The 26,987-nt window shown below is 74.0% G+C and carries 18 protein-coding genes and 1 pseudogene; 9 read left to right on the forward strand and 10 right to left on the reverse strand.

Annotated features, from left to right (window positions below; translation table 11 throughout):
• Window positions 1-218 precede the first annotated feature (218 nt).
• Window positions 219-1,010: a thioesterase family protein gene (locus F8R89_RS04170; RefSeq protein WP_151782670.1), complete on the forward strand. Its 792-nt coding sequence runs from the start codon at window positions 219-221 to the stop codon at window positions 1,008-1,010.
• Window positions 1,011-1,023: 13 nt separating this feature from the next.
• On the opposite strand, the gene uppS is transcribed toward F8R89_RS04170, so the two are convergent.
• Together uppS and F8R89_RS04180 are read right to left on the reverse strand one after the other, a co-directional pair.
• On the reverse strand, window positions 1,024-2,799 hold the full coding sequence (uppS, locus tag F8R89_RS04175) for a polyprenyl diphosphate synthase (RefSeq protein WP_151782671.1): 1,776 nt from the start codon (window positions 2,797-2,799) through the stop codon (window positions 1,024-1,026).
• Between the two features lie 240 nt (window positions 2,800-3,039).
• The gene (locus tag F8R89_RS04180; RefSeq protein WP_151782672.1) at window positions 3,040-4,023 is read right to left on the reverse strand and encodes a helix-turn-helix transcriptional regulator; all 984 of its coding nucleotides are present in this window, start codon (window positions 4,021-4,023) and stop codon (window positions 3,040-3,042) included.
• Between the two features lie 226 nt (window positions 4,024-4,249).
• Here F8R89_RS04180 and F8R89_RS04185 point away from each other — a divergent pair, with 226 nt between their 5' ends.
• Window positions 4,250-7,642 carry a S8 family serine peptidase gene (locus F8R89_RS04185; protein WP_225994616.1) on the forward strand — a complete coding sequence of 1,131 codons (3,393 nt, stop codon included), beginning with the start codon at window positions 4,250-4,252 and terminating at the stop codon, window positions 7,640-7,642.
• Window positions 7,643-7,835: 193 nt separating this feature from the next.
• The gene (locus tag F8R89_RS04190; RefSeq protein ID WP_151782674.1) at window positions 7,836-9,221 is read left to right on the forward strand and encodes an MFS transporter; all 1,386 of its coding nucleotides are present in this window, start codon (window positions 7,836-7,838) and stop codon (window positions 9,219-9,221) included.
• A gap of 57 nt (window positions 9,222-9,278) precedes the next feature.
• On the opposite strand, the gene F8R89_RS04195 is transcribed toward F8R89_RS04190, so the two are convergent.
• From F8R89_RS04195 to lnt, 4 genes and pseudogenes are all read right to left on the reverse strand, one after another.
• A complete protein-coding gene (locus tag F8R89_RS04195; protein WP_151782675.1) occupies window positions 9,279-11,219 on the reverse strand; it encodes a helix-turn-helix domain-containing protein in 1,941 nt (646 codons plus the stop codon).
• Window positions 11,220-11,307: 88 nt separating this feature from the next.
• The gene (locus F8R89_RS04200) at window positions 11,308-12,126 is read right to left on the reverse strand and encodes a 3-hydroxybutyrate dehydrogenase (RefSeq protein ID WP_151782676.1); all 819 of its coding nucleotides are present in this window, start codon (window positions 12,124-12,126) and stop codon (window positions 11,308-11,310) included.
• Window positions 12,127-12,265: 139 nt separating this feature from the next.
• Window positions 12,266-12,736: pseudogene (locus F8R89_RS04205) on the reverse strand (NUDIX hydrolase); the annotation flags it as partial.
• 81 nt (window positions 12,737-12,817) lie between these two features.
• Complete coding sequence (gene lnt, locus F8R89_RS04210; RefSeq protein WP_151782678.1) at window positions 12,818-14,428, reverse strand: apolipoprotein N-acyltransferase; 1,611 nt, start codon at window positions 14,426-14,428, stop codon at window positions 12,818-12,820.
• Window positions 14,429-14,677: 249 nt separating this feature from the next.
• Between lnt and F8R89_RS04215 the strand changes: the two genes are divergently transcribed.
• A complete protein-coding gene (locus F8R89_RS04215) occupies window positions 14,678-15,745 on the forward strand; it encodes an O-antigen ligase family protein (protein ID WP_151782679.1) in 1,068 nt (355 codons plus the stop codon).
• A 10-nt stretch (window positions 15,746-15,755) separates the two neighbouring features.
• Here F8R89_RS04215 and F8R89_RS04220 read toward each other — a convergent pair whose 3' ends face one another.
• Complete coding sequence (locus tag F8R89_RS04220) at window positions 15,756-16,298, reverse strand: hypothetical protein (RefSeq protein WP_151782680.1); 543 nt, start codon at window positions 16,296-16,298, stop codon at window positions 15,756-15,758.
• A gap of 105 nt (window positions 16,299-16,403) precedes the next feature.
• On the reverse strand, window positions 16,404-17,189 hold the full coding sequence (locus F8R89_RS04225; RefSeq protein ID WP_151782681.1) for a glutamate racemase: 786 nt from the start codon (window positions 17,187-17,189) through the stop codon (window positions 16,404-16,406).
• A 39-nt stretch (window positions 17,190-17,228) separates the two neighbouring features.
• Here F8R89_RS04225 and F8R89_RS04230 point away from each other — a divergent pair, with 39 nt between their 5' ends.
• Window positions 17,229-18,422 carry a glycosyltransferase gene (locus F8R89_RS04230; RefSeq protein WP_151782682.1) on the forward strand — a complete coding sequence of 398 codons (1,194 nt, stop codon included), beginning with the start codon at window positions 17,229-17,231 and terminating at the stop codon, window positions 18,420-18,422.
• Window positions 18,423-18,441: 19 nt separating this feature from the next.
• On the opposite strand, the gene F8R89_RS04235 is transcribed toward F8R89_RS04230, so the two are convergent.
• Window positions 18,442-19,737: a TerD family protein gene (locus F8R89_RS04235; protein WP_151787990.1), complete on the reverse strand. Its 1,296-nt coding sequence runs from the start codon at window positions 19,735-19,737 to the stop codon at window positions 18,442-18,444.
• A gap of 299 nt (window positions 19,738-20,036) precedes the next feature.
• On the opposite strand from F8R89_RS04235, the gene F8R89_RS04240 reads away from it, so the two are divergent.
• The 4 genes from F8R89_RS04240 to F8R89_RS04255 all read left to right on the forward strand — a co-directional run bounded on the left by F8R89_RS04240 (window position 20,037) and on the right by F8R89_RS04255 (window position 24,622).
• Window positions 20,037-20,474: a DUF6643 family protein gene (locus F8R89_RS04240; protein WP_151782683.1), complete on the forward strand. Its 438-nt coding sequence runs from the start codon at window positions 20,037-20,039 to the stop codon at window positions 20,472-20,474.
• 42 nt (window positions 20,475-20,516) lie between these two features.
• Window positions 20,517-21,344 carry an MOSC domain-containing protein gene (locus F8R89_RS04245; protein ID WP_151782684.1) on the forward strand — a complete coding sequence of 276 codons (828 nt, stop codon included), beginning with the start codon at window positions 20,517-20,519 and terminating at the stop codon, window positions 21,342-21,344.
• 124 nt (window positions 21,345-21,468) lie between these two features.
• The gene (locus tag F8R89_RS04250; protein ID WP_151782685.1) at window positions 21,469-22,074 is read left to right on the forward strand and encodes a hypothetical protein; all 606 of its coding nucleotides are present in this window, start codon (window positions 21,469-21,471) and stop codon (window positions 22,072-22,074) included.
• Between the two features lie 109 nt (window positions 22,075-22,183).
• Window positions 22,184-24,622, forward strand: a complete 2,439-nt coding sequence (locus tag F8R89_RS04255; RefSeq protein WP_192806041.1) for a right-handed parallel beta-helix repeat-containing protein — start codon at window positions 22,184-22,186, stop codon at window positions 24,620-24,622.
• Between the two features lie 24 nt (window positions 24,623-24,646).
• On the opposite strand, the gene F8R89_RS04260 is transcribed toward F8R89_RS04255, so the two are convergent.
• Window positions 24,647-26,974: a hypothetical protein gene (locus F8R89_RS04260; protein ID WP_151782687.1), complete on the reverse strand. Its 2,328-nt coding sequence runs from the start codon at window positions 26,972-26,974 to the stop codon at window positions 24,647-24,649.
• Window positions 26,975-26,987 lie beyond the last annotated feature (13 nt).

Consider the following 26,987-nt stretch of genomic DNA (forward strand, 5'->3'; position numbering starts at 1 on the left):
CTCACGAGCGCCGCCCGGACGCGCAATGGGGAACATCACACCGGGTACGGAGTGCACGGGAACGTCGTCGAATCTCCTGAATGAGGCGGTGCGGAGCGCGGTTTCCGATATGCGCACCGGGCGGGGCGGTCCCCGGCGGGCGCGAACTACCCTGACCGCACACCGGCTTGCCGGGCCCCGCCCCGGCAGCGCCTCGCACCCTGGGGAGTGGACCCGCTGTGACGCCCGACAGCTACTTCGAAGCCATCGACGACCGCCGCTACAAGCCGACGCCGCACGTGGGCGGCGCCTGGCACCGCGACGAGCAGCACTTCAGCCCGCTCGGCGGGCTCGTCGTGCACGCCCTCGACCGGCATCGCGCGGCGTCACCGGACGACGGTCTCGTGCTGTCCCGCATCAGCTACGACATCCTGGGCCGGCTCGCCGTCGACGAGTGCGAGATCGAGGTGGAGACGGTCCGTCCCGGGCGCACCATCGAGCTCCTGGAAGCCGTCGTACGGATCGCCGGCCGCCCGGTGCTGCGGGCCCGCGCCTGGTACCTGCTGGCCCTGGACACCTCCGAGGCCGCGGGCGGCACCGCCGAACCGCTCACCCCGCCCGAGTCGCTGGAGCGGTGGCCGATGTCCGAGCTGTGGTCCGGCGGCTACATCGCCTCCCTGGACGTCCGTCCCGTCGCACCGCCCCGGGCGGGCCGGACGACGGCCTGGGTGTCCACACCGCTGGACCTGGTGGCCGGGGTGCCCGTCAGCCCGCTCGCCTCGTATCTCGCGCTGGTCGACACCGCCAACGGCATCGCCGTCCTGCGGCCGCCCGCCGAGTGGATGTTCCCGAACGTCGATCTGACCGTCCATCTGCACCGGCAGCCGCGCGGCCGCTGGACCGGCCTCGACACCACGGTCTCCTTCGGCCCCTCCGGGCAGGGGCTGACCAGCACCGTCCTGCACGACGTCGACGGCCCCGTCGGCACCGCGCAGCAGATCCTCACGGTCCGCCCCCAGCCCGGGGCGTGAGGCGCCTCGGGCGTCAGGCGCCGTCGCCGGGAGCGGTGGCCGGTGCGGCGGGTGCGGGCGGGGCGGGTTCGGCGGCGCCGTGCCGGCGCTGGCGGCGCGTGTACTCGGTGATGGCCCGCCACAGGTCGCGCCGGTCGACGTCGGGCCAGTAGTCGGGCGTGAAGTGGAGTTCGGCGTAGGCCGTCTGCCAGGGCAGGAAGTTCGACGTGCGCTGCTCGTCGCCGGTGCGCCACAGCAGGTCGACGTCCGGCATGTCCGGCCGGGGCAGGTGCTCGGCGAAGTCCCTCTCACCGATCAGGTCCGGGTCGAGCCGGCCGCTGCGCGCCTGCCGCGCGAGGGCGGCGGCGGTCCGGGCGATCTCGTCCCGGCCGCCGTAGTTGACGCAGGTCGTCACCGTCAGCCCGGTGCGGTCGCGGGTGCCGCGCTCGCGCATGTCGAGCAGGTCGACGAGGTCCTGCGGGAGGCTGTCGGCGCGGCCGTGCCAGCGCATCCGGACGTCGAGGTCCTGGAAGGGGTACGTACGCGTCTCCTGGCGCAGCAGGTCGAGGATGGCGCCGGTCTCCTCGGGGTCGCGTTTCCAGTTCTCGGTGGAGAAGGCGTACAGCGTCAGATGCCGCAGGCCGATCTCCAGCGCGCCGTGCACGACGTCGCGGACGGCGGCGGCGCCGGCGCGGTGGCCCTCGTGCCGGGGCAGGCCGTGGCGCTGCGCCCAGCGGCCGTTGCCGTCCATGATCACGGCCACGTGTTCCGGCATGCGGTCGGCCGGGATGCGCGGCGGCCGCTCCCCGCTGGGGTGGGGCGGCGGGTCGCGGAACACCGGGCGGCGCAGGGGGCGGGGCGGGGCCGGCGGGAGGTGTGGTTCGACGCGGCGTGCGGGCGGTGCCTGCACGGGGGTCAGGGACCAGGCGAGGGCGGCGCGCGCCCGGGCGGGGGCCAGCAGCCGGGCGGTGGTGAGGAACGGGGGCCGGGGCCGGACGCGCAGCAGGGTGGGGCCGGCGGCGTCCACGGCGTCGAGCTGGGCGAGCAGCAGGTCGGCCAGGGCGGCGACGACCGTCGCGGGGCCGGGGTGCATCCCTCGGGTGAGCGCGGGCTGGGTCACCCACTCGCGGCCGAGCTCGGTGAGGTGGGCGACCAGATCGGCGACGGCCGGGCTCCAGCGCAGGCCGATCAGGTCCTCCTCGGCTCCCGGGCATCGGTCGAGGGCTTCGGCGGGCAGCAGGAGGTCGCCCTGGGGGAGGTCGGCGGACAGGTCGGTGAGGATGTCGGTGAGACGCATGCCGTCGAGGAGCCGCTCGTAGGACTCCTGCCGGTCCAGGCGCAGGGCGACGGGCACGCCGGCCCGGTCGAAGAGGTCGCGGACCTGCTCGAACCAGGGCAGCAGATTGCCCCGGCCCCAGGCGCGCCAGCCGCTCCAGTCGGCGAAGCGGCGGCCGTGCGCGTCGACCGCCACCTCGGCCATGGCGTCGCGCAGACCGCTCAGGTCCAGCCGCCAGCGCACCGCGGTGTCCACCAGGGCACGCCGCACGGGGTCGGGACTGGTCCCGGCGGTGAGTTCCCGCTCGAGCGCGTCGATCCACCGCCGCGTCCGTGCGGCCCGCTCGCCCGCGGTGGCCGTGCGGTCGTCGGCGAGGTCGTCGATGGCGTTGGCGGCGGCCCACAGGGCCCAGCAGGCGGGGCGCAGCGCGGCGGGCACGAGCTGGATCAGCGCGTACTCCGCCGGATCCTCGCGCCGGGTCCGGTCACGGCACAGCCGGTACGCCGACCGCAGCGCCGGGTCGTCACCGATCACCGCCGCTACGGACCTGGTCGAGCGGTGAGCCGTTCGCGGGGCATGCCGCCGCCGGCCTGAGAAGGTGAAGGACACGCAGTTCCCAACGACAGCGGCCCGCCGAGGTTTTTCCGCTGGTCAACGGGGCGTGTGTGGGGGTGAGTTGTCGGGAGGTCGCAGGCGGCGCCCGGGGGTACGGGCAGCGTCCGGGGCGCCCCGGGTGCCGTCACGCCGGTCCGCCGGTCCGCCGGGACGGCCTCGTCAGATCCAGCCCCGGCGCGTCGCCTCCATCGCCAGTTGGAAGCGGGTCTGGGCGCCGAAGCGGCGCAGGAGCCTGGTGATGTGGCGTTGTACCGTGCGTTCGCTCCAGCCCAGGGCGCGGCCCGCCGACTTGTCGGTGGCTCCCGACGCCAGCAGGGTCAGCAGCTTCTCCTCCTCCGGCGTCAACCGGTCGGCCACGTCCTCGGCCGTGGGCGGTGCCGACGGCCTGATCTGCACGCTCCGTTCCCACATCGCCTCGAACAGGGCGACCAGCGCGTCGAGCAGGGGCGACGGGTGGATGACGTACGAGGCGGTCACCGCGTTGTCACCGGGGCGCAGGAGCGGAAGCATGGCGATCCGCTCGTCGGATATCGCGAGCTTGGTCGGCAGTCCCGTGGCGATACGGGCCTGCTCCCCCAGCCGTATCCCCGCCGACACGTCCTCCAGCCACCCCGGCAGCTCAAGGACCGAACTGTCGTACAGCACGCGGTATTTGATGCCTCTGGCGAGCAGTTCGAGTTCGACCGGGTTGGGTTCGGAGTGGCCGGCCGCCGCGGCGTACGGCGGGCAGTCGAAGCCCCGTACCTGCGTGCGGGACGCGCGCTGCACCTGCGCCCAGTTCCGGTTGACCTCGTCGCGGCCCGAGATGACCTCCACGAGTTCACCGGGATGCGCGAACCGGCTGCCCGCGCGGTACAGGGACATCAGGCCCGAGAGATGGGAGCGCACGCCGTTCAACGCCCGTTCCCGCTCCCGCAGTACGGCCTCCAGGGCGCTGTCGGGCGGCAGCGCGGCATAGACGACGGGGCGTCCCTGCGCGGTCGAGGCGAGACCGAGGTCGACCAGTGACCGCAGGGCGCGGCTGGTGACGCGCAAAGGGAGGTTGCAGTCCGCCGCGAGGTCGGCGGCGGTGGCGCGGGTCCTTCGGATCAGGGCGTCGTACACGGCTTCGTCCCGCTCGTCCAGGCCGATCGACTCGAGCACGGCGTGTGCCCTCGCTTCCTGTCCTCAACACCTGTCGTCTTCCCGCCGGCTGACGGAAAGTCGCCGCCGGACGATCTTGTCAGGAGTTCCGGCCGGATGTCAGCGTTCTCGAGCCACGTGATCGGCTCGACCCCACGGCGCGGACACGCGTCGCAGAAGGAGTGCCCCCATGCCGTTCCCGGCCCGTCCGCCCCGCGGGCAACACCGGTACAGATCGCTGTTGTCCGTGCTCGGCATATGCGCCACCGCTCTGACCGCCGCTCCTGCGATGGCGCAGGACTCACCTTCTCCCGCGTCCGCCACGACGGCCGCACGATCGAAGATCGACCCCACGCTGCTCAAGCGGATGAACGCCGCCGAAGCACGCGGCGACGGACGCGTCGAGGCGGCCGTCGTCCTGCGGGGGAGCAGCCCGAAGCTCGCCTCGGACGCCTCCGGCGCGGAGGTGCGCCGCGCGCTCGCCCGGGACACGGAGACCGTCCAGGCTCCGGTCGCCGACCTGGTGGAGGCCCGGGGCGACCGGGTGCTCAACACGTTCTGGCTCAAGAACATGGTGCTGGTGAAGGTTACGCCGGACACGCTGCGCGAACTCGCGGCGCTCTCCCCCGTCGAGCGGGTCATCCCCAACTTCACCCTGGAGACCCCGCCCGGCGAGACCGTGGACAAGGGCGCCAAGGCCGTCGCCCGTGCCACGGCCGGGGCGACCACCTGGGGCCTGGCCAAGATAGGCGCCGACAAGGTGCAGTCCGACCGGAAGATCACCGGCACCGGTGTCCGCGTCGCCGTCCTCGACACCGGCATCGACGCCGGCCACCCCGACCTCGCGGGCAGGCTGACCAGCGCCGACCCCGCCGACCCCACCCACCCGGGCGGCTGGATCGAGTTCGACGCCGACGGCCGGCCCGTTCCCGGTTCCGTGCCGCACGACAGCGCGTACCACGGCACCCATGTGGCCGGCACCGTCGCCGGCGGCGACGCCTCCGGCACCCGGATCGGCGTGGCACCCGGCGCCGATCTCATGGGCGGGCTCGTCATCCCCGGTGGCCGCGGCAGCCTCGCCCAGGTCATCGCCGGCATGCAGTGGGCGATCGCCCCGTACGCCGCCGACGGCACCCCCGCCGGGAAGCCCGCCGACGTGGTCAGCATGTCCCTCGGCTCCGACGGCTACGCGGACGAACTCGTCGAACCGGCCCGCAACATCGCGCGCGCCGGCATCTTCCCGGCCTTCGCCATCGGCAACGAGTGCCTCCAGGGCTCGGCCAGCCCCGGCAACGTCTACGAGTCCGTGTCGGTCGGCGCGACCGACGCCGACGACAACGTTGCCGACTTCTCGTGCGGCGAGGTCGTCCACAAGAGCAACTGGAGTGCGCCGCCCGCGGAGTGGCCCGACACCTATGTGGTCCCCGACGTCTCCGCGCCCGGTGTCGACGTCCTGTCGGCGCTCCCCGACGGCGGTTACGGCACGCTCGACGGCACCTCGATGGCGACCCCGCACGTCTCCGGCACCGTCGCCCTGATGCTCCAGGCCGAGCCGGACCTGACCGTCGACGAGGCCCTCGCCATCCTCACCGGCACCTCCCACGCCGACGACCGCTACGGCACGCTGCCCAACCCCCGGTACGGGCACGGCCGTATCGACGCCTTCGCGGCGGTGAACGAGGCCGCCCAGCACAGCGGGGTCCGCGGCACGGTCACCGACGAACGCAGCGGGAAGCCCCTGGCGGGTGTCACCGTCGCACGCACCGACACCGGCCGCACGGTCACCACGGACGACGCGGGCCGCTTCTCGCTCCGCCTCGCGCCCGGCACCCACGAACTGGCGCTGTCCCGCTTCGGATACGTGGACACCACGACCCGGCAGCGGGTGCGCGCCGACCGCTACACGGAGGTCGCTCTGAAGCTGCCCCGCACCCGGTGGGCCACGGTCAGCGGGACGGTGACGTACGGCCCGACCGGGACGACCGTGCCGGGCGCCACCGTGACGATCCAGGACGTGCCGGACACGCTGTCGGCGGTGACCGACCGGAAGGGCCGCTACACCATCCACGACGTGCCCGCCGGTGAGCGCAGCGTGGCGGCGACCGCCCCCGGCATCTCCCGGTCCCGGCCGCTGTCCGTGACCGTGGACGGCCACTCCGGCGCCCGGCACGCCGATCTGGCGCTGCCCCGCCCGTCCGCCACCGAGCGCGTGTCCCTGTCGAGTCAGGGCAAGCAGCCGAACAGTGACGCCTGGTGGGCCGACCTCAGCGACGACGGCCGGGTCGTCGCGTTCGCCAGCCCCGCCTCCAACCTGGTGTCCGGGGACACCAACGGCACGCTCGACATCTTCGTCGCCGACCGGGACAAGCAGACCACCGAACGTGTGTCGGTGGCGTCGGACGGCACTGAGGGCGACGACTTCTCCCTGACGCCTACCCTCAGTGCGGACGGCCGGTACGTCGGGTTCAGCAGCGGCGCCGGCAACCTGGTGCCGGGCGACACCAACCGGGAGACGGACGCCTTCGTGCACGACCGGACGACCGGTGTCACGGAGCGGGTCTCGGTGTCCTCCGACGGCACGCAGGCGAACGGCCTGAGCTCGGCCCCGTCGCTCAGCTCCGACGGGCGCTACGCCGTCTTCAACAGTGAGGCCGACAACCTGGTGGCCGGGGACACGAACGACACCACCGACGTGTTCCTCCACGACCGGAAGACCGGCACCACCGTCCGGGTCTCCGGGGCGGCCGACGGCACACCGGGCAACGGCCCCTCCCGTGAGCAGACCATCAGCGCCGACGGCCGGTACATCGCCTACCAGAGCACCGCGGACAACCTCGTCACGGGCGACACCGACGGCACCGCCGACGTCTTCGTCTTCGACCGTGTGACGGGCACGACGACCCTGGTCGACGGACCCGACGGCGCGAACACCGCGCCGCGCATCAGCGGCGACGGCGGCACGGTCGCCTTCGACAACGACTGGCGGCTCTTCGTGCACGACCTGCGCACGGGGAAGAACGAACGGGTCGACGTCGCCGGCGACGGCACCCCGGGTGACCAGTGGGGCTTCGCGCCCTCCCTGAGCGCGGACGGCACGAAGGTGGCCTTCTACAGCTACGCCTCCAACCTCGCCCCGGGCGACAGCAACGGGCAGGTCGACGTGTTCGTCCGCGACCGGAAGGCCGGCACCACGATCCGGGTGTCGGACGGTCCCGAGAAGGCGGGCGGGGACGGCTCCTCCGCGCTTCCCGCCCTCAGCGGGAACGGGCGGTACGTCGCCTTCGAGAGCACGTCGGCCAACCTCGTCGGCGACGACACCAACCGCCATTCCGACATCTTCGTCCACGACCTGGTCGCCGGCCCCGAGGCCCGCTTCGCGCCGAACGACCTGTCCGTGACGCCGTCCCGGGCCCGTCCCGGCGCGCCGGTGCGGGTGTCCGCACGCGTGAAGAACGTGGGCGAGGCGAAGGGGACGTACACCGCGGTCCTGACGGTGGCGGGTGAGCCGGAGCAGCGGCAGGCCGTCACGGTCCGGCCCGGTGAGGAGGTGACGGTGCGGTTCACCGTCCGCCGGGACACCGTGGGCACGTACTCCGTCGGAATCGGCACGCTCGCCGGAGAGTTCGTCGTGCGGCGGTAGACACGGCGGCACCCCGGACACGTCATCGACTGCCGCCCGCGACCACCGGTCGCGGGCGGCAGCCATGAATATGGCGGCTGCGCGCATAGCTCGACCCGAAACTATGGGGTCCAACCACATACGCCTCTGACCTGGCCGTTCCTACGGTGTGGCGACACGCAATCATCCCGTCGAACGTCAGGAAGTGGTGCCGATGTCGTCGCCCGCGACTGCTCCGCCCGCCCCGAACAACCTCAAGCGCATCGTCGCCGCGTCCCTCATCGGCACCACCATCGAGTGGTACGACTTCTTCCTGTACGGTTCGGCCGCCGCCCTCGTCTTCAACAAGCTGTTCTTCCCGGAGGAGGACCCCTTGGTGGGCACCCTCCTGTCCTTCCTCACCTACGCGGTGGGCTTCGCCGCCCGGCCGCTGGGCGCGCTGGTCTTCGGGCACTACGGCGACCGGCTGGGCCGCAAGAAGCTGCTGGTGCTCAGCCTGCTGATGATGGGCGGGGCGACCTTCGCGATCGGTCTGCTGCCGACGCACGCCAGTGTCGGCAGCGCGGCGCCGGTGCTGCTGACGGTGCTGCGCCTGGTGCAGGGTTTCGCGCTGGGCGGTGAGTGGGGCGGTGCCGTGCTGCTGGTGTCCGAGCACGGGGACGCGCGCCGGCGCGGCTTCTGGGCGTCGTGGCCCCAGACCGGGGCGCCCGCCGGGCAGTTGCTGGCGACCGGTGTGCTGTCGCTGCTGACGGCGGTGCTGTCGGAGAGCGCCTTCGGCAGCTGGGGCTGGCGCGTGCCCTTCCTGCTCTCCGGCGTGCTGGTGATCGTCGGTTTGTGGATTCGTCTCTCTGTCGACGAATCCCCGGTGTTCAAGCAGGCACTGGCGCAGGCCGAGGCCCGCAAGAGCTCCGCGACCGCCACCGCCGAGAAGATGCCGCTGGTCGCCGTGATGCGCCATCACTGGCGGGACGTGCTTGTGGCGATGGGGGCGCGCATGGCGGAGAACATCAGCTACTACGTCATCACCGCGTTCATCCTCGTCTACGCCACCACGTCGGCCGGCGTGTCCAAGCAGACCGCGCTGAACGCGGTGCTGATCGCCTCCGCGATCCACTTCGCCGTCATCCCGGCCTGGGGCGCGCTGTCCGACCGGCTCGGACGCCGTCCCGTCTATCTGATCGGCGCGGTCGGAGTGGGCCTGTGGATGTTCCCGTTCTTCTCCCTCATCGACACCGGCGGCTTCGGCAACCTGCTCCTCGCGGTGACCGTGGGCCTCGTGCTGCACGGCGCCATGTACGCGCCGCAGGCCGCGTTCTTCTCGGAGATGTTCGCGACCCGGATGCGCTATTCCGGCGCCTCCATCGGCGCCCAGTTCGCCTCGGTGGCGGCGGGCGCGCCCGCTCCGCTGATCGCCACCGCGCTGCTGAAGGAGTACGACAGCTCCACGCCGATCTCCCTGTACGTCATCGCTGCGGCGCTGCTGACGGTGGTCGCCATCGTCGTGGCCAAGGAGACCCGCGACCGGGACCTCACCGACGTCCAGCCCGAAGACGGTGAGGTGCGCGCCAAGGCCCCGGCGGCCGGCGCGCCCCTCGGCTGACCCGGGCGACGCCCTCTCGGCCCGACCCCCGTACCCCGGACGCCAGGGGCACGGGGGTCAGCGCCGTGCGGGTCCGGACAGGCGGTGCAGCCGCAGCGCCAGCTGGATCTCCAGGGCGCGGGCCGGGCTCTGCCAGTCGTCGCCGAGGAGGCGGCCGACGCGCTCGAGGCGCTGGGCGACGGTGTTCACATGGACGTGCAGGTGGTCCTTGGTACGGGCCGGGCTCATCCCGCAGGAGAAGTAGGCGTCGAGGGTGCGCAGCAGATCGGTGCCGCGGCGTTCGTCGTAGGCGACGACCGGGCCGATCGTCCGGCCGACGAAGCCCGTGACGTCCCGGTCGCCGGCCAGGAGCAGGCCCAGGAACCCGAAGTCCTCGGCGGCGGCGCCGTCCCCGGGGCGGCCGAGCAGCCGCAGGGCCTCCAGGCAGCGCCGGCCCTCCTCGTAGCCGGCGGCCACGGCGTCCGGGTGGGCGGCCAGGTCCTCGACCGGGGCGGAGGCGCCGACGGTGACCGCCTCGTGGACGGCCGTGCCCAGATGGCGGGCGGTGCGGCGGGCCAGCGCGGTCGCGGTGTCGTCGCCGGTGAGGGGCAGCAGCAGCACGGTGCCACCGTCACGGGCGGCGGCCAGGCCGTGCCGGGTCGCGGCGAGATGGGAGGCCGCGGACCACAGGCGCCGGCGGGCGTCCGCCTCCTGTTCGGCGTCGGCGGCGACGGCGTCGAGGCGGGCGGCGAGGACGACATGCCGGGCGTCGAGGTCGGCGCGCAGCCGGGCGGCGCGCTCGCGCAGCAGGCGCGGGTCGCGGTCGCGGGCGTCGAGCAGGTCGTCGAGCAGTTCGCCCCGGACGCGCTGCTCGGCCTCGGCGGCGGAGCGCCGGGCGAGGAGCAGCAGCGAGGTGACGGTCGCCGCCCGTTCCAGGGTGCTCTGGTCGACCCGGTCGAGGCCGGGCCGGCCGCGCAGCACGAGGGCGCCGAGCAGTTCACCGCCGGCCACGACGGCCGCGATCCAGTCGTCGCCGTACCGGACGGCGTGGCCCTCGGCGCGGGACGCCTCCAGGGCCGTGGCCGGGACCGCGGTGGCCTCGGTGAACTCGACGGTGCCGTCGAGGACTTCGGAGACGGCGGCCGCCACGTCGTGCACCCCGCCGCCGTGCAGCACGAGCTGCGCGAGCCGGTCGTGGACGTCGGACGCCCGCTCGATGACTCCACTGCGGTCACGGATGATCTCGTTGGCCCGTTCCAGATCGGCGAGGGCCGAGCGGGTCTCGGAGAGCAGGTTGGCCGTGTCGATGGCGGCCGCGGCGAGCGCGGCGAAGGAGCCGAGCAGCGCGATCTGCTCCCGTTCGAAGACCCGGGCGCGCCGGTCGGCGGCGAAGAGGACGCCGATGACGTGGTGCCCCAGGGTCAGCGGGACGCCGAGGATGGCGACCAGTCCCTCGTCGCGGACCCCGGCGTCGATGGCCAGGGTGTGCTGGAACCGGTCGTCCTTGAAGTAGTCGTCGGTGACGTAGGGGCGGGCGGTCTGGGCGACGAGCCCGCCGAGGCCCTCCCCCATGCCGAGCCGCAACTGCTGGAAGCGGGCGGCGACCGAGCCCTCGGTCACCCGCATGTAGGTGTCGCCCCTGGCCGGGTCGTTGAGGCTGAGGTAGGCGACGTCCGTACCGAGCAGGGACCGGGCGCGCTGCACGATGGCCTGGAGGACGGCGTCGAGGTCCCGCAGGCCCGCGAGGTCGTGGGCGGTCTCGAAGAGGGCCGACAGCTCGGCCTCGCGTCTGCGCCGGCCCTCCAGCTCCGAGCGCACGCGCAGCGCGAGCAGCTTGGCCTGTTCGAGGGCGACGATCTGCTCGGTGGGCCGGCCCTCGGCACGGGCGAGCAGCACCGGCTGCTCGTAGGCGTCGGCGGACGCGCCCCTGGCCAGCAGTTCGAGATACGGGGTCTCGGCGCCGGTCGGGGGCGCTCCGGCCGCGGAACGCTCGGTGGGCTGCACGTGATCGCGGGACATGCCGACAGGATTGCTCATCGCACCGTCACCTCGTCAGCCCTGTGGACAACTCCGGATTCCGCCGGTCCGGGCGTCGCCGTGCCATGGCTCAGTGCGCGGTCCAGCCGCCGTCGAGCACGAGCGAGGTCCCGGTGACGAAGGACGCCTGCGGGGTGCACAGGTACGCGACCGCCTCGGCGACCTCCTCGGGCTCGATGAGCCGCTTGACCGCGCTGTCCTGGAGCATCACCTCGGCCAGCACCCGTTCCTCGGGGATGCCGTGCGCCCTGGCCTGGTCGGCGAGCTGCTTCTCGACCAGGGGGGTGCGCACATAGCCGGGGTTCACACAGTTCGAGGTGACCCCGTGGGAGGCGCCTTCCAGAGCCGCGACCTTGGACAGACCCTCCAGCCCGTGTTTGGCGGCCACATAGGCCGACTTGAACGCGGACGCGCGCAGCCCATGGACGGAGGACACGTTGACGATCCGGCCCCACCCCTGCCCGTACATATGGGGCAGGGCTCCGCGGATGAGCCGGAACGGTGCCTCCAGCATGACGGTGAGCACGGTGTGGAAGGTGTCCGGCGGGAACTCCTCGAGGGGGCGCACGAGCTGGAGCCCGGCGTTGTTCACCAGGACGTCGGTGCCGGCGGCGGCCTGCTCGGCGGCGTCGAGGTCGGTGAGGTCGAGGACCTGGGGCTCGACGGCGCCGCCGAGGTCCTGGGCGTGTTCGGCGAGCGAGTCCAGGCCGGCCGCGTCCCGGTCGACCGCTCTGACCTTGGCCCCCGCGGCCGCGAGCCGGAGCGCGCAGGCGCGCCCGATGCCGCCTGCGGCACCGGTGACCAGGGCGGTGCGCCCGCCGAGGTCGAGCGGGGAGGGCGGCGAGGGCGGGGTCGAGCCGTGGGCGGGAGGGATGCTGGGCGGGGTCATGGGCTCGACCCTAGGCAGCGCCCTCCCCCGGCCACATATGGCCACGGCCCATACTTCAGTCGGATTCCATAGGTTCGGCTGCCATAGGTGCGGCCGCCATAGGTGCGGCCGCCATGGGTGCGGCTGCCATGGGTACGGCCGCCATGGGTTCGAACCACGTGGGCTCGTCGGCCAGCGCCTGCTTGATCCGGAACAGCTGGCTCTCCTTCATCCGGGGCAGGGCGTCCACCTCGAACCAGCCGACTTCCAGGGACTCGTCGTCGTTCACCCGTGCCTCACCGCCGAGCGCCCGGCAGCGGAAGGTGATGTCCATGAACTGGCACCTGTCGCCGTTGGGGTAGGTGACCTCCTGGCTGGACCGGACGAGGACGACCCGTTCGGCGACGCACCGGACGCCGGTCTCCTCGTACACCTCGCGCACGGCGGCGGCCGCGGGCTGCTCGCCCGGGTCGGGGATGCCGTTGACCACCGTCCACTGCTGGTTGTCGGCCCGCTGCCCGAGCAGGACCCGCCCCTCGTCGTCGAACACGACGGCGCTGACGCCGGGGAGCCACAGCAACTGGTGTCCCGCGGCGGCGCGGATCGTCCGGATGAAGTCAGGAGTAGCCATGCCCCGACCCTAATGGCCCCTCATGGCGCCGCCCCCGCCCCCGGGGTGCCGGGAGCGGGGGCGAAGTGGAAGAGCGAACGGTCAGGCGGTGCGGGTGCGCCGGGCGCGGAGGCCGGAGCCGATCGCCCAGCCCAGGCCGCCGGCGGCGACCAGCACCAGGGCGATCTCGGGCAGGACACCGAGCCGGGTGGCGGGGGTCTCGGTGGAGCGCAGCGGCACCTTCTGGACGAGGGAGTCGGCGACGAACATGCCGGTCCGCTGGGTGATGGTCCCGTCCGGCATGATGATCGCGCTGACGCCGCTGGTCACCGGGACGGTGACGGTCCGGCTGTGCTCGACGGCGCGCACCCGGGACATGGCGAGCTGCTGGTAGGTCATCTCGCTGCGGTCGAAGGTGGCGTTGTTGCTGGGCACGGAGATGAGCTGGGCGCCGTCCTCGACCTCGGAGCGCACCGCCCAGTCGAACGCGGCCTCGTAGCAGGTGACGAGGCCGACCCTGGTGCCGGCCATGGTGAAGACGCCCGGTTCGCTGCCCCGGCTGAAGTCCTTGCGGACCATCGAGGTCCAGTCCTCGTTGATGGCGCCGACGAGGGAGCGCAGCGGCAGGTACTCGCCGAAGGGCTGGATCTGCCGCTTGTCGTAGGTGTCCACGGGCCCCTTCTCCGGGTCCCACAGGATCTGCTCGTTGAGCAGCTTGCCGTCGCGCTCGACGACGCCGCCGACCGAGACGGGCACGCCGATCGCCTTGGCGGCCGTGTCGATGACGGCGCGGGCGTCGGCGTGGGCGAAGGGGTCGATGTCGGAGGAGTTCTCGGGCCACAGCACGAAGTCGGGCCGGGGGACCTTGCCGGCCTTCACCTCGGCCGCCAGGCGCTCGGTCTCCCGTGCGTGGTGGTCGAGGACGGCCCGGCGCTGGGCGTTGAAGTCGAGTCCGGCGCGGGGCACGTTGCCCTGGATGACGGCGACGGTCGCGGTGCCGTCCTCGGCCGCGTCGCTGACCAGGGGCCGCGCGGCCACGGCGCCCACGACGGGCACGGCCACGCTGAGCAGGGCGACGGCCGCGGCGGAGCGCCGTACCGCGCGGGTGCGCCGGTGCTCGACGGCGAGCCGTACGACCTCGTACAGGCCGAAGCCGCACAGGACGACGGCGAACCCGAGGACCGGGGTGCCTCCCACGGCGGCCAGCGGCAGGAAGACGCCGTCGGCCTGGCCGAACGCGATCTTGCCCCAGGGGAAGCCGTTGAACGGCGCCCGCGCGCGGGCCGCCTCCCCGGCGATCCACAGGGCCGCCGCCCAGAGCGGTGCGCCGGGGAGCTTCGAGACCGCGGCGATCCCGGCGCCCACCAGTGCCACGAAGACCGCCTCGATGGCCACGAGCGCGAGCCAGGGGCCCGGCCCCACCTCCACACCGGTCCACACCAGCAGCGGCAGCAGGAAGCCGAGGCCGAACAGGTAGCCGAGGCCGAGTCCCGCCTTCCAGGTACGGCCGCGCAGCACCCAGCCGAGGCCGGCGAAGGCGGGCAGGGCCAGCCACCAGAGGGTGCGGGGCGGGAAGCTGACGTAGAGCAGCACTCCGGAGAGCGCGGCGGTGAGGGCCGGAACCAGCCGCAGGAGCCGTGCCGCGCGCGGCGAGGGCGCGATCGGCGGCTTGAGCTGGTCCGACTCGTCCACGAAGGTTGCGGTGACGGTCACTCCCGGAGTGTACGGCGGCCGGGCGCGCGGCCGACAGCGCGGCCAGGGCGGCGGGCGGCTCGCTCCCCCGCCCGCACGGCCCGCTCCGCCGCCCCCGCGTCGGATGGCCTGTGCACGGGACGTCCACAAACCGGCCGTGTGCCGTTACGGTATGCCGCAGCCCCGGTCGCATCCGGTTCAGGTCCGGTGGGACGGGGTCCGTCACAGGTCGGGGGACCGGGTTCAGGGGGCGGGGTGGGTTCCACGGGGATGACGTCCGGGACGGGTCCGGACGAGGACAGCGACAGACGAAACGTTTCTGACGCGACGGGCGTCGTGGTGCTGGGCGCCTGCGCCGCCTGGTCGCTGATCTCGGCGGGCGTCCACGGCGGGCGTCCCGAGGGCGTCCTGCTGGCGGTGCTCGCGGTCGCGGCCGGCTACGCGGTGGGGCGGATCGGCGGCGCGCTGCTGCCGGTCGCCGCACCCTGCGCCGGCGCGCTGGCCGGGGTGGCCCTCACCCTGGCCGTGCCGCGGCTGGCGCCCGGCCCTCAGCTGGTCGCCCCGCTGGGCCACGCCGGGGCGACGGCCGCCGTGCTGACCCTCTCGGCCGGCGCCGCCTGCTGCGCGGCCTGGTCGGCGCGGTCACCGCTGCCCCGCCTCGGCCTGCGCGTGCTGGCCGCCGGGATCGCGGTGACGGCGGCCGTGCTGGGCTCCACCAGCGGCTTCGTCCTCTGTACGGCCGTCCTGCTGTGCTCGCTCGCCGCCGCCCAGGTGCGGCGGGGCGTGGGCATCGCGGGGCTGGCCGTGGCGGCGCTCGCGGTGACCGGCCTGACCTGGGCGGTCGCGGAGGGGGCGGTGCCCGGCGGGCTCGGCGGCTGGCTGGAGGGGCAGCTGACCCGGCAGCGGGTCGGGCTGTGGCACGACGCCCTGCGGCTGGCCGGCCACCATCCGGCCCTCGGTGTGGGTCCCGGCCGCTTCGGAGAGGCCGGCGGGACGGCCGGCGGCCTGGTGCTCGCGGACGCACGGCCGCACTCGGCGCCGTTGCAGCAGGCCGCGGAGCAGGGGATCGTCGGTCTGCTGCTGCTCGCGGCGGCCTTCTCCTGGATGCTGTTCGCCCTGTGGCGCACCCGGCGGCCGACGCCCGTCGCCCTCACGGCGGGCGCGACGCTGACGGCCGTGGCCGCGGTCGCCGCCGTCGGCAACGCGCTGAGCTTCACGGCGGTGTCGGTGGGCGCGGGGCTGCTGGCGGGGCTGGCGACGGCACGGCCCCTGACGCTGGAGTCGTCCCGGAGCCGTGAGGCGCCGGCACGCGCGCGGGACGATCATCCCGTGCCGTGAGCCGCCGGGGTCAGAGCGCGGTGCCCGCCGTCCGGGCGCGCAGCCGGTCCTCGATGACCCGGACGGCGTCCTCGGCGTCGTCCACGGTCACGGTGAAGGAGTGCCCGTCCCCCAGCCGCAGGACCAGCCCCTCACCCCGGCGTACGACGACGGCGGTGCCCTTCTCCGGTCGCCACCGGTAGCCCCAGCCGCCCCAGTGGCGCGGGGTGACCATGGGCACGAAGTCGGCGCCGACGACCTGGGAGAGAGGGATGCGGCGCCGGGGCACGCCGATGTGACCGCAGCGCACCTCCAGACACTCCTGGTCGACCTTCAGCGCGACGTGTACGAAGGCGAGGGTGCCGAACAGGACGAGCAGTCCGGCGGCGATGCAGCCGACGACGGCCATGACGAGGGGGGCGAGGCCACCCGTCCACGCGGAGTCGACCGCCAGCTCGATACCGAGCGCCATACAGGCGGCGCCGACGAGCGCGAGCAGCCACTGGACCCTGTTGGTCGCCCGCCCGGTCCAGACATCGGGATGCGGCTTCCTGCCGTGGGGGTGGTCCCTCATGGCTATGAGGTTACTCAGATTCCGCTGCGGTGGTACCGCGCTGCACAGCGTGACTGCTCCGACCGGCCCAGAGCGGACCGGACCGTTCCAGGTGGCGGCGGGTGGTCAGCCGGCGGGGCTGGTCGCCTTGAGCAGCCGGCCTTCCGCGTAGGTGAGGGCGGCCTCCGGCAGGGTGCCCTCGCGGCCGCTGAGCAGCACGGTCAGGGTGCCGGTGGCAGCGGCCCCCGGGGTGGGCTGCTCGCCGAGCCGGCGCAGCGCCTGCGCGGCGACCGCCCCGGCGGAGCCGTGCAGGACGAGCGGCGGGAAGCCGGGGCGCTGCACGGCGGCACGGATGCGCTCGGCGACCAGCTCGTAGTGGGTGCAGCCCAGGACGACGGTGGTGACGTCGTCGGGGGTGAGCGCGGCGGCCGCGGCGACGGCGGCGTCGATGGCCGTCTCGTCCGCGTGCTCGACGGCCTCGGCCAGTCCGTAGCAGGGGACCTCGGCGACCGGGACACCGTCCGCGAAGTCCTTGATCAGTCCGCGCTGGTAGGGGCTGCCGGTGGTGGCGGGGGTGGCCCAGATGGCGACGGGGCCGCCGCCGGCGGCGGCCGGCTTGATCGCCGGGACCGTGCCGACGACCGGTATGCCGGGTTCGAGGCGGGCGCGCAGGGTGGGCAGGGCGTGCACGGTGGCGGTGTTGCAGCCGATGATCAGGGCGTCGGGGCGGTGCGCGGCGGCGGCCTCGGCGACGGCCAGGGCACGCCCGGTGAGGTCCTCGGGGGTCCTCGGTCCCCAGGGCATGCCGTCGGGGTCGAGGGAGAGGACGAGATCCGCGTCGGGTCGCAGCCGCCGTACGGCGGCCGTCGCCGCCAGCAGGCCGATTCCGGAGTCCATCAGCGCGATCTTCACCCGGCCACGATAGACGATGGGCCCTTACGGGCGGCTGTCGTGGGGCAGACTGCGCGCGTGAGCGCCTTCGCGTGGATCGCCGTCTGCTCCCTGTCCGGCTGGCTGTGGCTGCTGCTGTGCCAGGGCTTCTTCTGGCGTACGGACGTCAGGCTCCCGCGGCGTACGGATCCCGGGGAGTGGCCGTCCGTCTGTGTGGTCGTGCCCGCGCGGGACGAGGCGGCGGTGCTGCCCGCGAGTCTGCCGTCGCTGCTCGCCCAGGAGTATCCGGGGCGCGCGGAGGTCTTCCTCGTCGACGACGGCAGCGGCGACGGCACGGGTGAGCTGGCCCGGCGTCTCGCGCGTGAGCACGGCGGCCTGCCGCTGACCGTGGACTCCCCCGGCGAACCGCCGGCCGGCTGGACAGGCAAGCTCTGGGCGGTGCGCCATGGCATCGGGCTGGCCCGCGCGCGGGAGCCCGAGTACCTGCTCCTGACGGACGCGGACATCGCGCACGCCCCGGACAGTCTGCGGGAGCTGGTGGCGGCGGCCCGCGCGGGCGGCTTCGACGCCGTCTCGCAGATGGCCCGGCTGCGGGTGGACAGCCTGTGGGAGCGGCTGGTGGTGCCGGCGTTCGTGTACTTCTTCGCGCAGCTGTATCCGTTCCGCCGGATCGGCCGGAGGGGGGCGCGGACGGCCGCGGCGGCGGGTGGCTGTGTGCTGCTGCGGACCGATACGGCCGTGCGGGCGCGTATCCCGGACGCCATCCGGGGTGCCGTGATCGACGACGTGGCGCTCGCGCGCGCGGTCAAGCGCGGCGGGGGCCGGATCTGGCTGGGGCTGGCGGACCGGGTCGACAGTGTGCGGCCGTATCCGCGGCTGGCCGACCTGTGGCGGATGGTCTCGCGCAGCGCCTACGCGCAGCTGCGGCACCAGCCCCTGCTGCTGCTCGGGACGATCGCCGGGCTGGCGCTGGTCTATCTGGTGCCGCCGGCGGGTCTGGCCTGGGGCGCCGCCACCGGGGACGGTGTGACGGCGGTCCTGGGGGGCCTGGCGTGGCTGGTGATGACCGGGACGTACGTGCCGATGCTCCGTTATTACCGGCAGCCGTTGTGGCTGGCTCCGCTGCTGCCGGTGACGGCGTTCCTCTATCTGCTGATGACGGCGGACTCCGCTGTCCAGCACTACCGGGGGCGCGGCGCGGCCTGGAAGGGCCGCACCTACACGCGTCCCGGCACGGTGCCCGAGGAGGGCTGACCCCGATCCGCCTGGTCGGCTACTTGCGGCCGGGGGTCCAGTTCATGCCCCAGCCGTAGGCGTGGTCGACGGTGCGCTGGGGGCTGACGCCGCGTTCGGGGACCAGGTAGCGGGCCTCGCGCTGGACGACGAGGTCGTCGCCGTTGCGGGTGATCAGGGCGAGGGCGCACACCGTGGAGGGGACGGTGCACTCGTCGAGGGAGAAGTCGATCGGGGCGCCGTGCTGCGGGGTGAGGGTGACGGTGGCGTTCAGGTCGGCGAAGGAGCGGGCGCCCTGGTAGATGGTGACGAAGACCAGGATGCGGCTGAAGGCCTGCTTGTGGTCGAGGTTGATGGTGAGGTTCTCGCCGCCGGCCACGGCGCCGGTGCGGTCGTCGCCGTCGAGGTGGATGTACGGCGGCTGGTGCAGCGCTCCGTAGGCGTTGCCGAGGGCCTGGATGACGCCCTTGCGCCCGTCGGACAGCTCGTACAGGGCGCACAGGTCGAGGTCGAGGTCGTCGTGCATGGCGACCGGGCGGCCCAGTTTGCTCGCCCAGCCGGAGAACTGCTTGCGCACCTGCCAGTTGAGGTTGACGCGCATGGCGCCCGAGGTGCCGCCCTGCTTGGTGAGGGAGACGGACGGGGCGGACTTGGTGAGCGTCACCTTGCTCAGGCTGACCGGGGGCGCCTGCGGGACGGGCGGCGGGACCGGCGGCATGGCGGGCGGGGCCACGGTCACCGGCGGCGGGGGCATCGTGACGGGCGGGGCCGGCGGCGGGGGCGGGGTCATGGGGGCGGCGGGCGCGGCGGCCTGCTGGGGTTCGTCGACGCTGATGCCGTAGTCGGTGGCGAGGCCGGCGAGGCCGGTGTCGTAGCCCTGGCCGACGGCGCGGAACTTCCAGGCGCCCTGGCGACGGTAGAACTCGCCCAGGACGAAGGCCGTCTCCACGGTGGCGCCGGTGCTGTCGAAGCGGGCGACGACGGTGCCCTGCGCGGCGTCCCTGACCTCGATGTAGAGGCCCGGCACCTGGCCGAAGGCGCCGCCGTCCGCGGACGCGGCGAGGATGACGGTCTCGATCGCGGGCTCCACGCGCGGGAGGTCGACGACGAGGCGGTCGGTGATCCGCCCGCCGGTGTTCGTCTTGCCCTCGTGCCGGACGGCTCCGGAGGCGTGCGCGGGTTGGTTGTAGAAGACGAAGTCGGCGTCGGAGCGGACCTTTCCGCCGACGAGGAGCAGGGCCGAGGCGTCCACGTCGGGGGTGCCCGGCGCCGGGTGCCAGCCCAATTCGACCGTCAATGCCGTGGCCGGCACCGGAACATTGGACCCTTTCGACATTGTCATGTCCGCCCCCATCACGTGATCTTCGCGCACCGGGGGGTCTCCCGGCGGCTCGTCCAGTTCTTCAGGGACAACCTATTCCGCGCACCCGGGAACCCTGGAGAGGGGGAGGGCAAGACCGGAGGTCAACCGCCGGTAACGCCCCGGGAACTCGGCCTTTACCTGATCCGAACGCCGAATGCCGTCCCTTTTTGCCAAGTTCGCTCGCATTGGGGATCCGGCGTCACTCGGGAACCGTAAAACAACCCTCTTATCGGTCTCCCCAACCAGCACATCGTGGGCTTACCTTATGTGCCATGACCTCCCCCCGCTCCACGTATGGCGGCGGCTACTACTCCGCCTCCTTCCCGGACACCCCGATCTACGACTCGCTCGTGGCCGAGCGGGGCACCCCGCAGATCGCCCCGATCCGGGTCCCCGCCGCGTACGACAGCCCGGCCAGTCATCTGCCCGCACTGCCGTCCGCGCTCCCCGCCCTCCCGGCGGGCCCGTCCCAGCCCTCCTACGGCTACCCGCAGACGCCGCAGCCCGCTCCGCTGCAGCAGGCGCCCGCGGCGTACATCCCGCAGCAGGCCGCCCCGCGGGGCTACCCCGGACCGCAGGCTCCGCAGCAGCCTCGCCCGGTGGCCCCCGGCGGCATGGGCTACGAGGCCATGCGCCCCGCGGCTCCCCGGCCCGCCGCGCAGCAGTACCAGGATCCGTACAACAATCAGCAGCAGTACCGCGGATACTGATCCGTCCCCCGGGTCACCGGTGCCACCTGGCACGATGAGCCCATGGGACACCCACAGCTGCAGTCGATCCACGTCCACCCGGTCAAGGCGTTCCGGAGCATCGAGCTCCGGGAAGCCGTCGTGGAGCCCTGGGGGCTGGCCGGCGACCGGCGCTGGGCGCTGATCGACGCTGGGGGAAAGGTCGTGACACAGCGGCGGCACCCGCTGCTGGCGCGCGCCGCCGCCGAGCCGATGCCCGGCGGCGGCGTCCGCTTGTCCGCGCCCGGCATGGACACCCTGACGGTGCCCGTGCCGCGCGCGACGGGCACCGTGCCGATGGAGATCTTCGGCGACAAGGTGGAGACGGTCCCCGCCGAGGACGACGCCGCGCACCGCTGGTGCAGCGCCTACCTCGGCACCGAGGCGCGCCTCGTGCACCTGGACTCCCCCGCCACGCGCCGGCCGGTCGACCCGGAGCACGCCCTGCCCGGCGAGACGGTGAGCCTGGCCGACGGCTACCCGCTGCTGCTCACCACCACGGCGTCCCTCGACGCCCTCAACTCCCTGATCGCCCGCGGGGAGCACGCCGCCGAGGGGCCGCTGCCCATGGACAGGTTCCGGCCGAACGTCGTCGTCTCGGGCACCGCCGCCTGGGCCGAGGACGGCTGGACCCGCGTCGCCATCGGGGAGGTCGCCTTCCGGGTCGCCAAGATGTGCGGGCGCTGCGCGGTCACCACCACCGACCAGCGCACCGGCGACCGCGGCAAGGAACCCCTGCACACCCTCGGCGGACACCGCCGCACGGGCGGCGGACTGATCTTCGGGCAGAACCTGGTCCCCCAGGGCCCGGGCACCATCCGGGCCGGTGACCCGGTCGAGATCCTCGGCTGAGAAGATCTGTGCGAGTCCGGCGGGATCGCGGGAACCGGGGCCGGGGGGCCGCGCGTTGGGCATGCTGTGAGATGGGTGTGAAGCGCGCGGGGGCGTGACGGAGCCGGAAGGGGGGTGACCGACGATGCGGGCGATCACAGGGCTGTGGCGCTGGCGGCACAATCCGCTGCGCCGCCGGACCGACGTGGCCGAGGGCTGGGTGGCCCTCCTGGCCATGCTGTTCATCGTCGTCGCCGCGCCCACGGCCGGCTCCCTGGTCGGCGGCCTCGCCCAGGAGTCCCTCCAGGAGTCCGTGCGGCAGCAGCGCGCGTCCCGGCACCAGGTGTGGGCGACCGTCGTCCGCAAACTCGACGGGCCCCGGCTGGACGTGGACCCGGAGACCACCGCCGGACGCGGGGTGCGGGCCCGCGTCCTCGCCGACTGGACCGCCGCGGACGGCACCGCGCGCCAGGGCGCGGTCACCGTGGACCTGGCCACGCCCGAGCCGGGCACCCGCTTCCCGCTGTGGATCGACCGGCAGGGCCGCGTCGTGGCCCCGCCGCTGGACTCCGCGACGGCGTCGGCGCACGCCGTGATCGCCGGGTTCGGTGCCGCGCTGCTCGCGATCGCCCTGATAGAGGCCGCCAGACGCCTGATCGTCTGGCGCATGGTCCGCGGCAGATACCTGAGTTGGGACCGCGCCTGGGACAAGGCGGGGCCTGACTGGGGCCGGACCGGCGCCGGCAGCTGACCGCGTTCCGGCTCTGGTCAACCCACCGTCCGCGCGCACGCTACGGTGGACCGGCCGAAGTCTTCGGCAGGCAGACCCGCGTACTACGAGGTGGGGGCACGTCAACACCATGGCACAGGGCACGGTCCAGGTGACGCACACCGGCACTTCGCGGTGGCGGCGCCGCACGGGTGAGTACGCGTCGCTCGCCGCCGCCCTGGAGGCCGCGGCCGACGGAGACGTCCTCACCGTCGCCCCCGGCACCTACCGGGAGAACCTCGTGGTGCAGCGGGCGGTCACCCTGCGCGGCCCCGAGGGCTCCCCCGGCTCGGTGCGCATCGCGCCCCTGGACGGCGTGCCGTTGACGGTGCGCGCCTCGGCCGTGGTGCTGGACCTGCACGTGGAGGGCCAGGACGCGGCGGCGCCCGCGCTGCTGGTCGAGGAGGGCACCCCGGAGCTGTCCGGCATGCGGATCGTCACCCGCTCCGCCGCCGGGATCGAGGTGCGCGGCGGCGCCCGGCCCACGGTGCGGCGCTGCACCGTCGACAATCCGGCGGGCGTCGGCATCGCCGTGCTCGACGGCGGCGGCGGGGTGTTCGAGGAGTGCGAGGTCGTCGCGGCCGGTCAGGCCGGCATCGCGGTGCGCGGCGGCGGGCATCCCCGCCTGGACCGCTGCCGGGTGCACCACGCCTCCGGCTCGGGCCTGACGGCGACCGGGGAGAACTCCGCGCTGGAGGCGGTCGGTTGCGAGATCTACGAGGTGCGGGGCTCCGGGGTGCAGATCACCGGCCGGGCCACCGCCCACCTCACCGACTGCGACGTGCACCGCACCACGTCCGACGGCGTCACCCTCGACACGGACGCCGTGCTGACCCTGGCGGACTGCCGCATCCACGACGTCCCGGAGAACGCGGTCGACCTGCGGTCGCGCTCGGTGCTCACCCTGACCCGCACGACGGTCCGTCAGTTCGGCCGCAACGGCCTGTCGGTGTGGGACCCGGGCACTCGCGTCGACGCCAACCAGTGCGAGATCTTCGACAGCACCGGCGACTACCCGGCCGTCTGGGTCAGCGACGGCGCCACCGCGGTGCTGGACTCCTGCCGGGTGCACGACGTGCCGGACGCGCTGTTCGTCCTCGACCGGGGCTCCCGCGCGGACGTCGTCGACAGCGACCTGTCCCAGGTGCGCAACACCGCGGTGTCGGTGAGCGACGGCGCCACCGCCCAGCTCGACGACTGCCGTATCCGGGACGCCGCGACGGGCGCCTGGTTCCGCGACCACGGCAGCGGCGGCACGCTCAACAACTGCATGGTGGACGGCACCCAGACCGGTGTGATCGTCACCAAGGGCGCCGATCCGACGATCGAGCGCTGCACCGTGGACTCCCCGGCGGAGGCCGGCTTCTACGTCTCGGCGGGCGGCCGCGGCACCTTCCTGAACTGCCGGGTCCGGGGCAGCGCCGGCTACGGCTTCCATGTGATCGACGGCTGCCGTACGACGCTGCGCAAGTGCCGCACCGAGCGCTGCGCGCGCGGGGGTTACGAGTTCGCGGAAGGTGGCGCCGACGGGCCGGGGTCGGGCCCGGACGTGGAGGACTGCACGAGCGACGAGAGCGCGGGCCTGCGGCAGCAGCCCCCGGCCGAGCCCGTGGTGCAGACGGCGCACCAGTCACCCGGCGGCCTCCTCGGCTCGGTCCCGGTGCCACGCGCCGTCGAGGAGGAGGCGGCCGCCACCGTTCCGCACCCCGAGCCGTCGTCCCGGACCTCCCAGGACGTCCTCGGCGAACTGGACGCGCTGGTCGGCCTGGAGAGCGTCAAGCGTGAGGTGCGGGCGCTGACCGACATGATCGAGGTGGGCCGGCGGCGCCGCGAGGCCGGGCTGAAGGCGGCCTCGGTCAAACGGCATCTGGTCTTCACCGGCTCCCCCGGCACCGGCAAGACGACCGTCGCCCGTCTCTACGGCGAGATCCTCGCCTCCCTGGGCGTGCTGGAGAAGGGGCACCTGGTGGAGGTGTCCCGGGTCGACCTGGTCGGGGAGCACATCGGCTCCACGGCGATCCGCACCCAGGAGGCGTTCGAGAAGGCGCGCGGCGGCGTGCTGTTCATCGACGAGGCGTACGCGCTGTCCCCGGAGGACTCGGGCCGGGACTTCGGCAAGGAGGCCATCGACACCCTGGTGAAGCTGATGGAGGACCACCGGGACGCGGTCGTCGTGATCGTCGCGGGCTACACCGCGGAGATGGAGCGCTTCCTCCAGGTCAACCCGGGTGTGGCGTCCCGTTTCTCACGGACCATCACCTTCAGCGACTACGGGCCCGAGGAGCTGCTGCGGATCGTGGAGCAGCAGGCCGAGGAGCACGAGTACCGGCTGGGCCCCGGGGTGGCCGAGGCGCTGCAGAAGTACTTCACGGTGCTCCCGAAGGGCCCCGCGTTCGGCAACGGCCGTACGGCCCGGCAGACCTTCGAGGCGATGGTGGAACGGCACGCGGGCCGGGTCGCCCAGCTCCCGGAGCCCAGCACGGACGATCTGACGCTGCTGTACACCGAGGACCTTCCCGAGCTGACCTGATCCAGGCGGGGTCCCGGTCTCCGGTCAGCTCTCGGGGCGTTGCCCCGGCACCTCCGGGTGCAGCCGGCCGAGCAGCCGCTCCCGTTCCTCCGCGAAGGCGGGGTCGGCCTGGTAGTCGCTGTGGCCGTGGATCGGCGCGGGCAGCGGGTGGTCGGCCGTGCGCCCGTAGGCGAGCGGGTCCCTGAGCGCCTCGCGGTCCACGGCATGGCCCTCGTCGCCGGGCAGCCGGACCGGTCCGCCGATGGGGTCGGTGCGCCGGTACAGGTTGCGCCAGCAGTCCACGTCGGCGTGCAGCGAGGCGAGCGCGTCGGGGCCGAAGTGGGCGGGGAACCAGCGGCCGTAGAGGCGTTCCAGCGGGGAGCCGTAGGTGAGCAGCGCGACCCGTCTGCGGTCGGCCGGGGTGAGCTGCCAGGCCGCGGCCGCCGCGAGGACGCTGCCCTGGGAGTGCCCGGACAGGACCAGGCGGCGGCCCTCCTCGGCGCGGGTCCAGGTCGCGATCCGCCAGGTCAGGTCGGGTACCGCGCGTTCGGCGTAGCAGGGCGGCGCGAAGGGGTGGGCGGCGCGCGGCCAGAAGGTGCCGACGTCCCAGAGGATGCCGATGGTGCGGCGGGCGGAGGCGTCCTTGTAGGCGCGCCGGCCCCAGGTGACGAACAGTATGAAGCCGAAGCCGATCAGCCAGGAGCCGAGGGCCTGCGCGGTCTGGGCGGCGCCGTGCACGACGGCGTACGAGCCCTCCGCGGTCTCGCCCGGGGTGTCCCCGGTGGTCAGCGCGCCGACGAGGGCTCCGGCCCCGAGCAGCAGGGTCGCGACGGCGGTCACGGCGACGACGAGGGGCGCGCGGTCGGTGAGGGTGGCCATGGCGCGGGTGCTCGCGATACGGCGGGTGCGCACGAGGTCGTGGGGCTCGTCGGCGTAGTCGGCCTCGACGGCGGCGAGTTCGGCGCGTCGCAGCAGCCAGGCGCGCCGCGCCAGCAGGCCGAGGAGCAGCAGCAGGAGGACCAGCAGCGGGGGGATGACGGACGCCTGCCAGGTGAGCACGACGGGCGGGCCGGGGATCGACGCGCCGGTGCCGTCCAGCCAGTCGGCGACGCGCTGGGAGACGCCGCCGGACATGACGCCGCCGAGGGCGCAGGCCAGCATCACGACGGCGGGTCCGCCGAGGCCGCGCATCGCGGCGCGCGGGTCGGGTGCCGTGCGGTGCAGGAGGTGCGCGACGACGGCGAGGGTGACGGCGGTCAGGCCCTGGAGCAGGGCGAGGGCACCGAAGGTGGCGTCGCCGGGGAGGCGGCCCGCCGACTGCCAGCCGGGCCGCTCCCAGCCGGCGTAGACGAGGGTGAGGACGAGCAGGGCGAGCGCGGCGAGCGGCAGGCGGCGGACCAGGTGGGCGTCGAGTTCGCGGTCGAGCCGGTTCTCGCTGCGGCCGCGGCGGCACACCACCCACACCACGGCGGCCACGCCGACGACGAGGGCAGCGTCGAGGAGCCTGCCGAGCACGTCGAGCAGCGGGGGGCCGCCCGGGCGGCGGTCGAAGCGGGCCGCGGCGGAACCGACGGCGGCGGCCACGGTCAGCAGTCCGGCGGCGGTGTGCGCGGCCCGCAGCCGGGCGACGAGGCGGCGGCCGTACCAGAAGCCGGGACGGCCCAGGGCGGTGCCGCCGGCCGTCTCGTCGGGTTCGGACCGCTGGGACATGGGCTGCTGGGACTCGTAGGCGCTCCAGGTGCGCCGGGAGAGGTACCAGAGCAGTCCGGTGAGGGCCGTGGGCACGACGGCGGCGAGGGCGAGTCTGCGGCCGGGTCTGCTCCACCAGCCGCCGTCCGACAGGAAGCCCAGCCAGGTGTGCCGGCCGGCGCAGGCGTCGGTGCCGGCGCACTGCCAGGCCGTGAGGTCCAGGGCGACCTCGCAGGCGGCGGCGACGAGCAGCACGGTCAGGATGAGGCCCGCGAGCCGGACGAGCAGGCCGTACAGGCGGACGGTGCGGGCGCGGTCGCGGGCGGCGGGGCGCATCCAGTGGGCGAGGTTGACCACCATGAACGGCAGGAGCAGCAGCCATAACGCGCGGGCGCTGTTGCCGGAGGTGAGGTTGCACCAGACGTACGCCTCGGGGACCGGCCGGCCCCGGTAGTCGCCGGGGCGGCTCTCGGCGTCGACGTCGTCGGCGCGGCGGAAGACGGCGGCGGTGTCGTCGCCGGTGATCCGCTCGGTCCGCGGGTCGTCGAGCATCTGCTGCGGTGTGGTGCCGCCGACGCCGTGGACGAGGAGCTCCAGGGCGATCCTGGCCTCACCGTCGGCACAGGTGTCCGGCGGTGCCGTGTCCTCGTCGCGCTTGGAGGCGTGTTCCCGTGCACGTCCCATCTCCGGCACCTCC

This window comes from Streptomyces sp. SS1-1, from assembly GCF_008973465.1.
Lineage (GTDB): Bacteria > Actinomycetota > Actinomycetes > Streptomycetales > Streptomycetaceae > Streptomyces.

Coding starts and splice junctions, on each gene's coding strand:
- F8R89_RS04240 (WP_151782683.1), top strand. CDS start 20,037: ATGACCTCCCCCCGCTCCACGTATGGCGGCGGCTACTACTCCGCCTCC.
- F8R89_RS04200 (WP_151782676.1), bottom strand. CDS start 12,126: ATGACCCCGCCCAGCATCCCTCCCGCCCACGGCTCGACCCCGCCCTCG.
- F8R89_RS04255 (WP_192806041.1), top strand. CDS start 22,184: ATGGCACAGGGCACGGTCCAGGTGACGCACACCGGCACTTCGCGGTGG.
- F8R89_RS04235 (WP_151787990.1), bottom strand. CDS start 19,737: ATGTCGAAAGGGTCCAATGTTCCGGTGCCGGCCACGGCATTGACGGTC.
- F8R89_RS04220 (WP_151782680.1), bottom strand. CDS start 16,298: ATGAGGGACCACCCCCACGGCAGGAAGCCGCATCCCGATGTCTGGACC.
- F8R89_RS04260 (WP_151782687.1), bottom strand. CDS start 26,974: ATGGGACGTGCACGGGAACACGCCTCCAAGCGCGACGAGGACACGGCA.
- F8R89_RS04245 (WP_151782684.1), top strand. CDS start 20,517: ATGGGACACCCACAGCTGCAGTCGATCCACGTCCACCCGGTCAAGGCG.
- F8R89_RS04195 (WP_151782675.1), bottom strand. CDS start 11,219: ATGTCCCGCGATCACGTGCAGCCCACCGAGCGTTCCGCGGCCGGAGCG.
- F8R89_RS04250 (WP_151782685.1), top strand. CDS start 21,469: ATGCGGGCGATCACAGGGCTGTGGCGCTGGCGGCACAATCCGCTGCGC.
- F8R89_RS04215 (WP_151782679.1), top strand. CDS start 14,678: ATGACGTCCGGGACGGGTCCGGACGAGGACAGCGACAGACGAAACGTT.
- F8R89_RS04190 (WP_151782674.1), top strand. CDS start 7,836: ATGTCGTCGCCCGCGACTGCTCCGCCCGCCCCGAACAACCTCAAGCGC.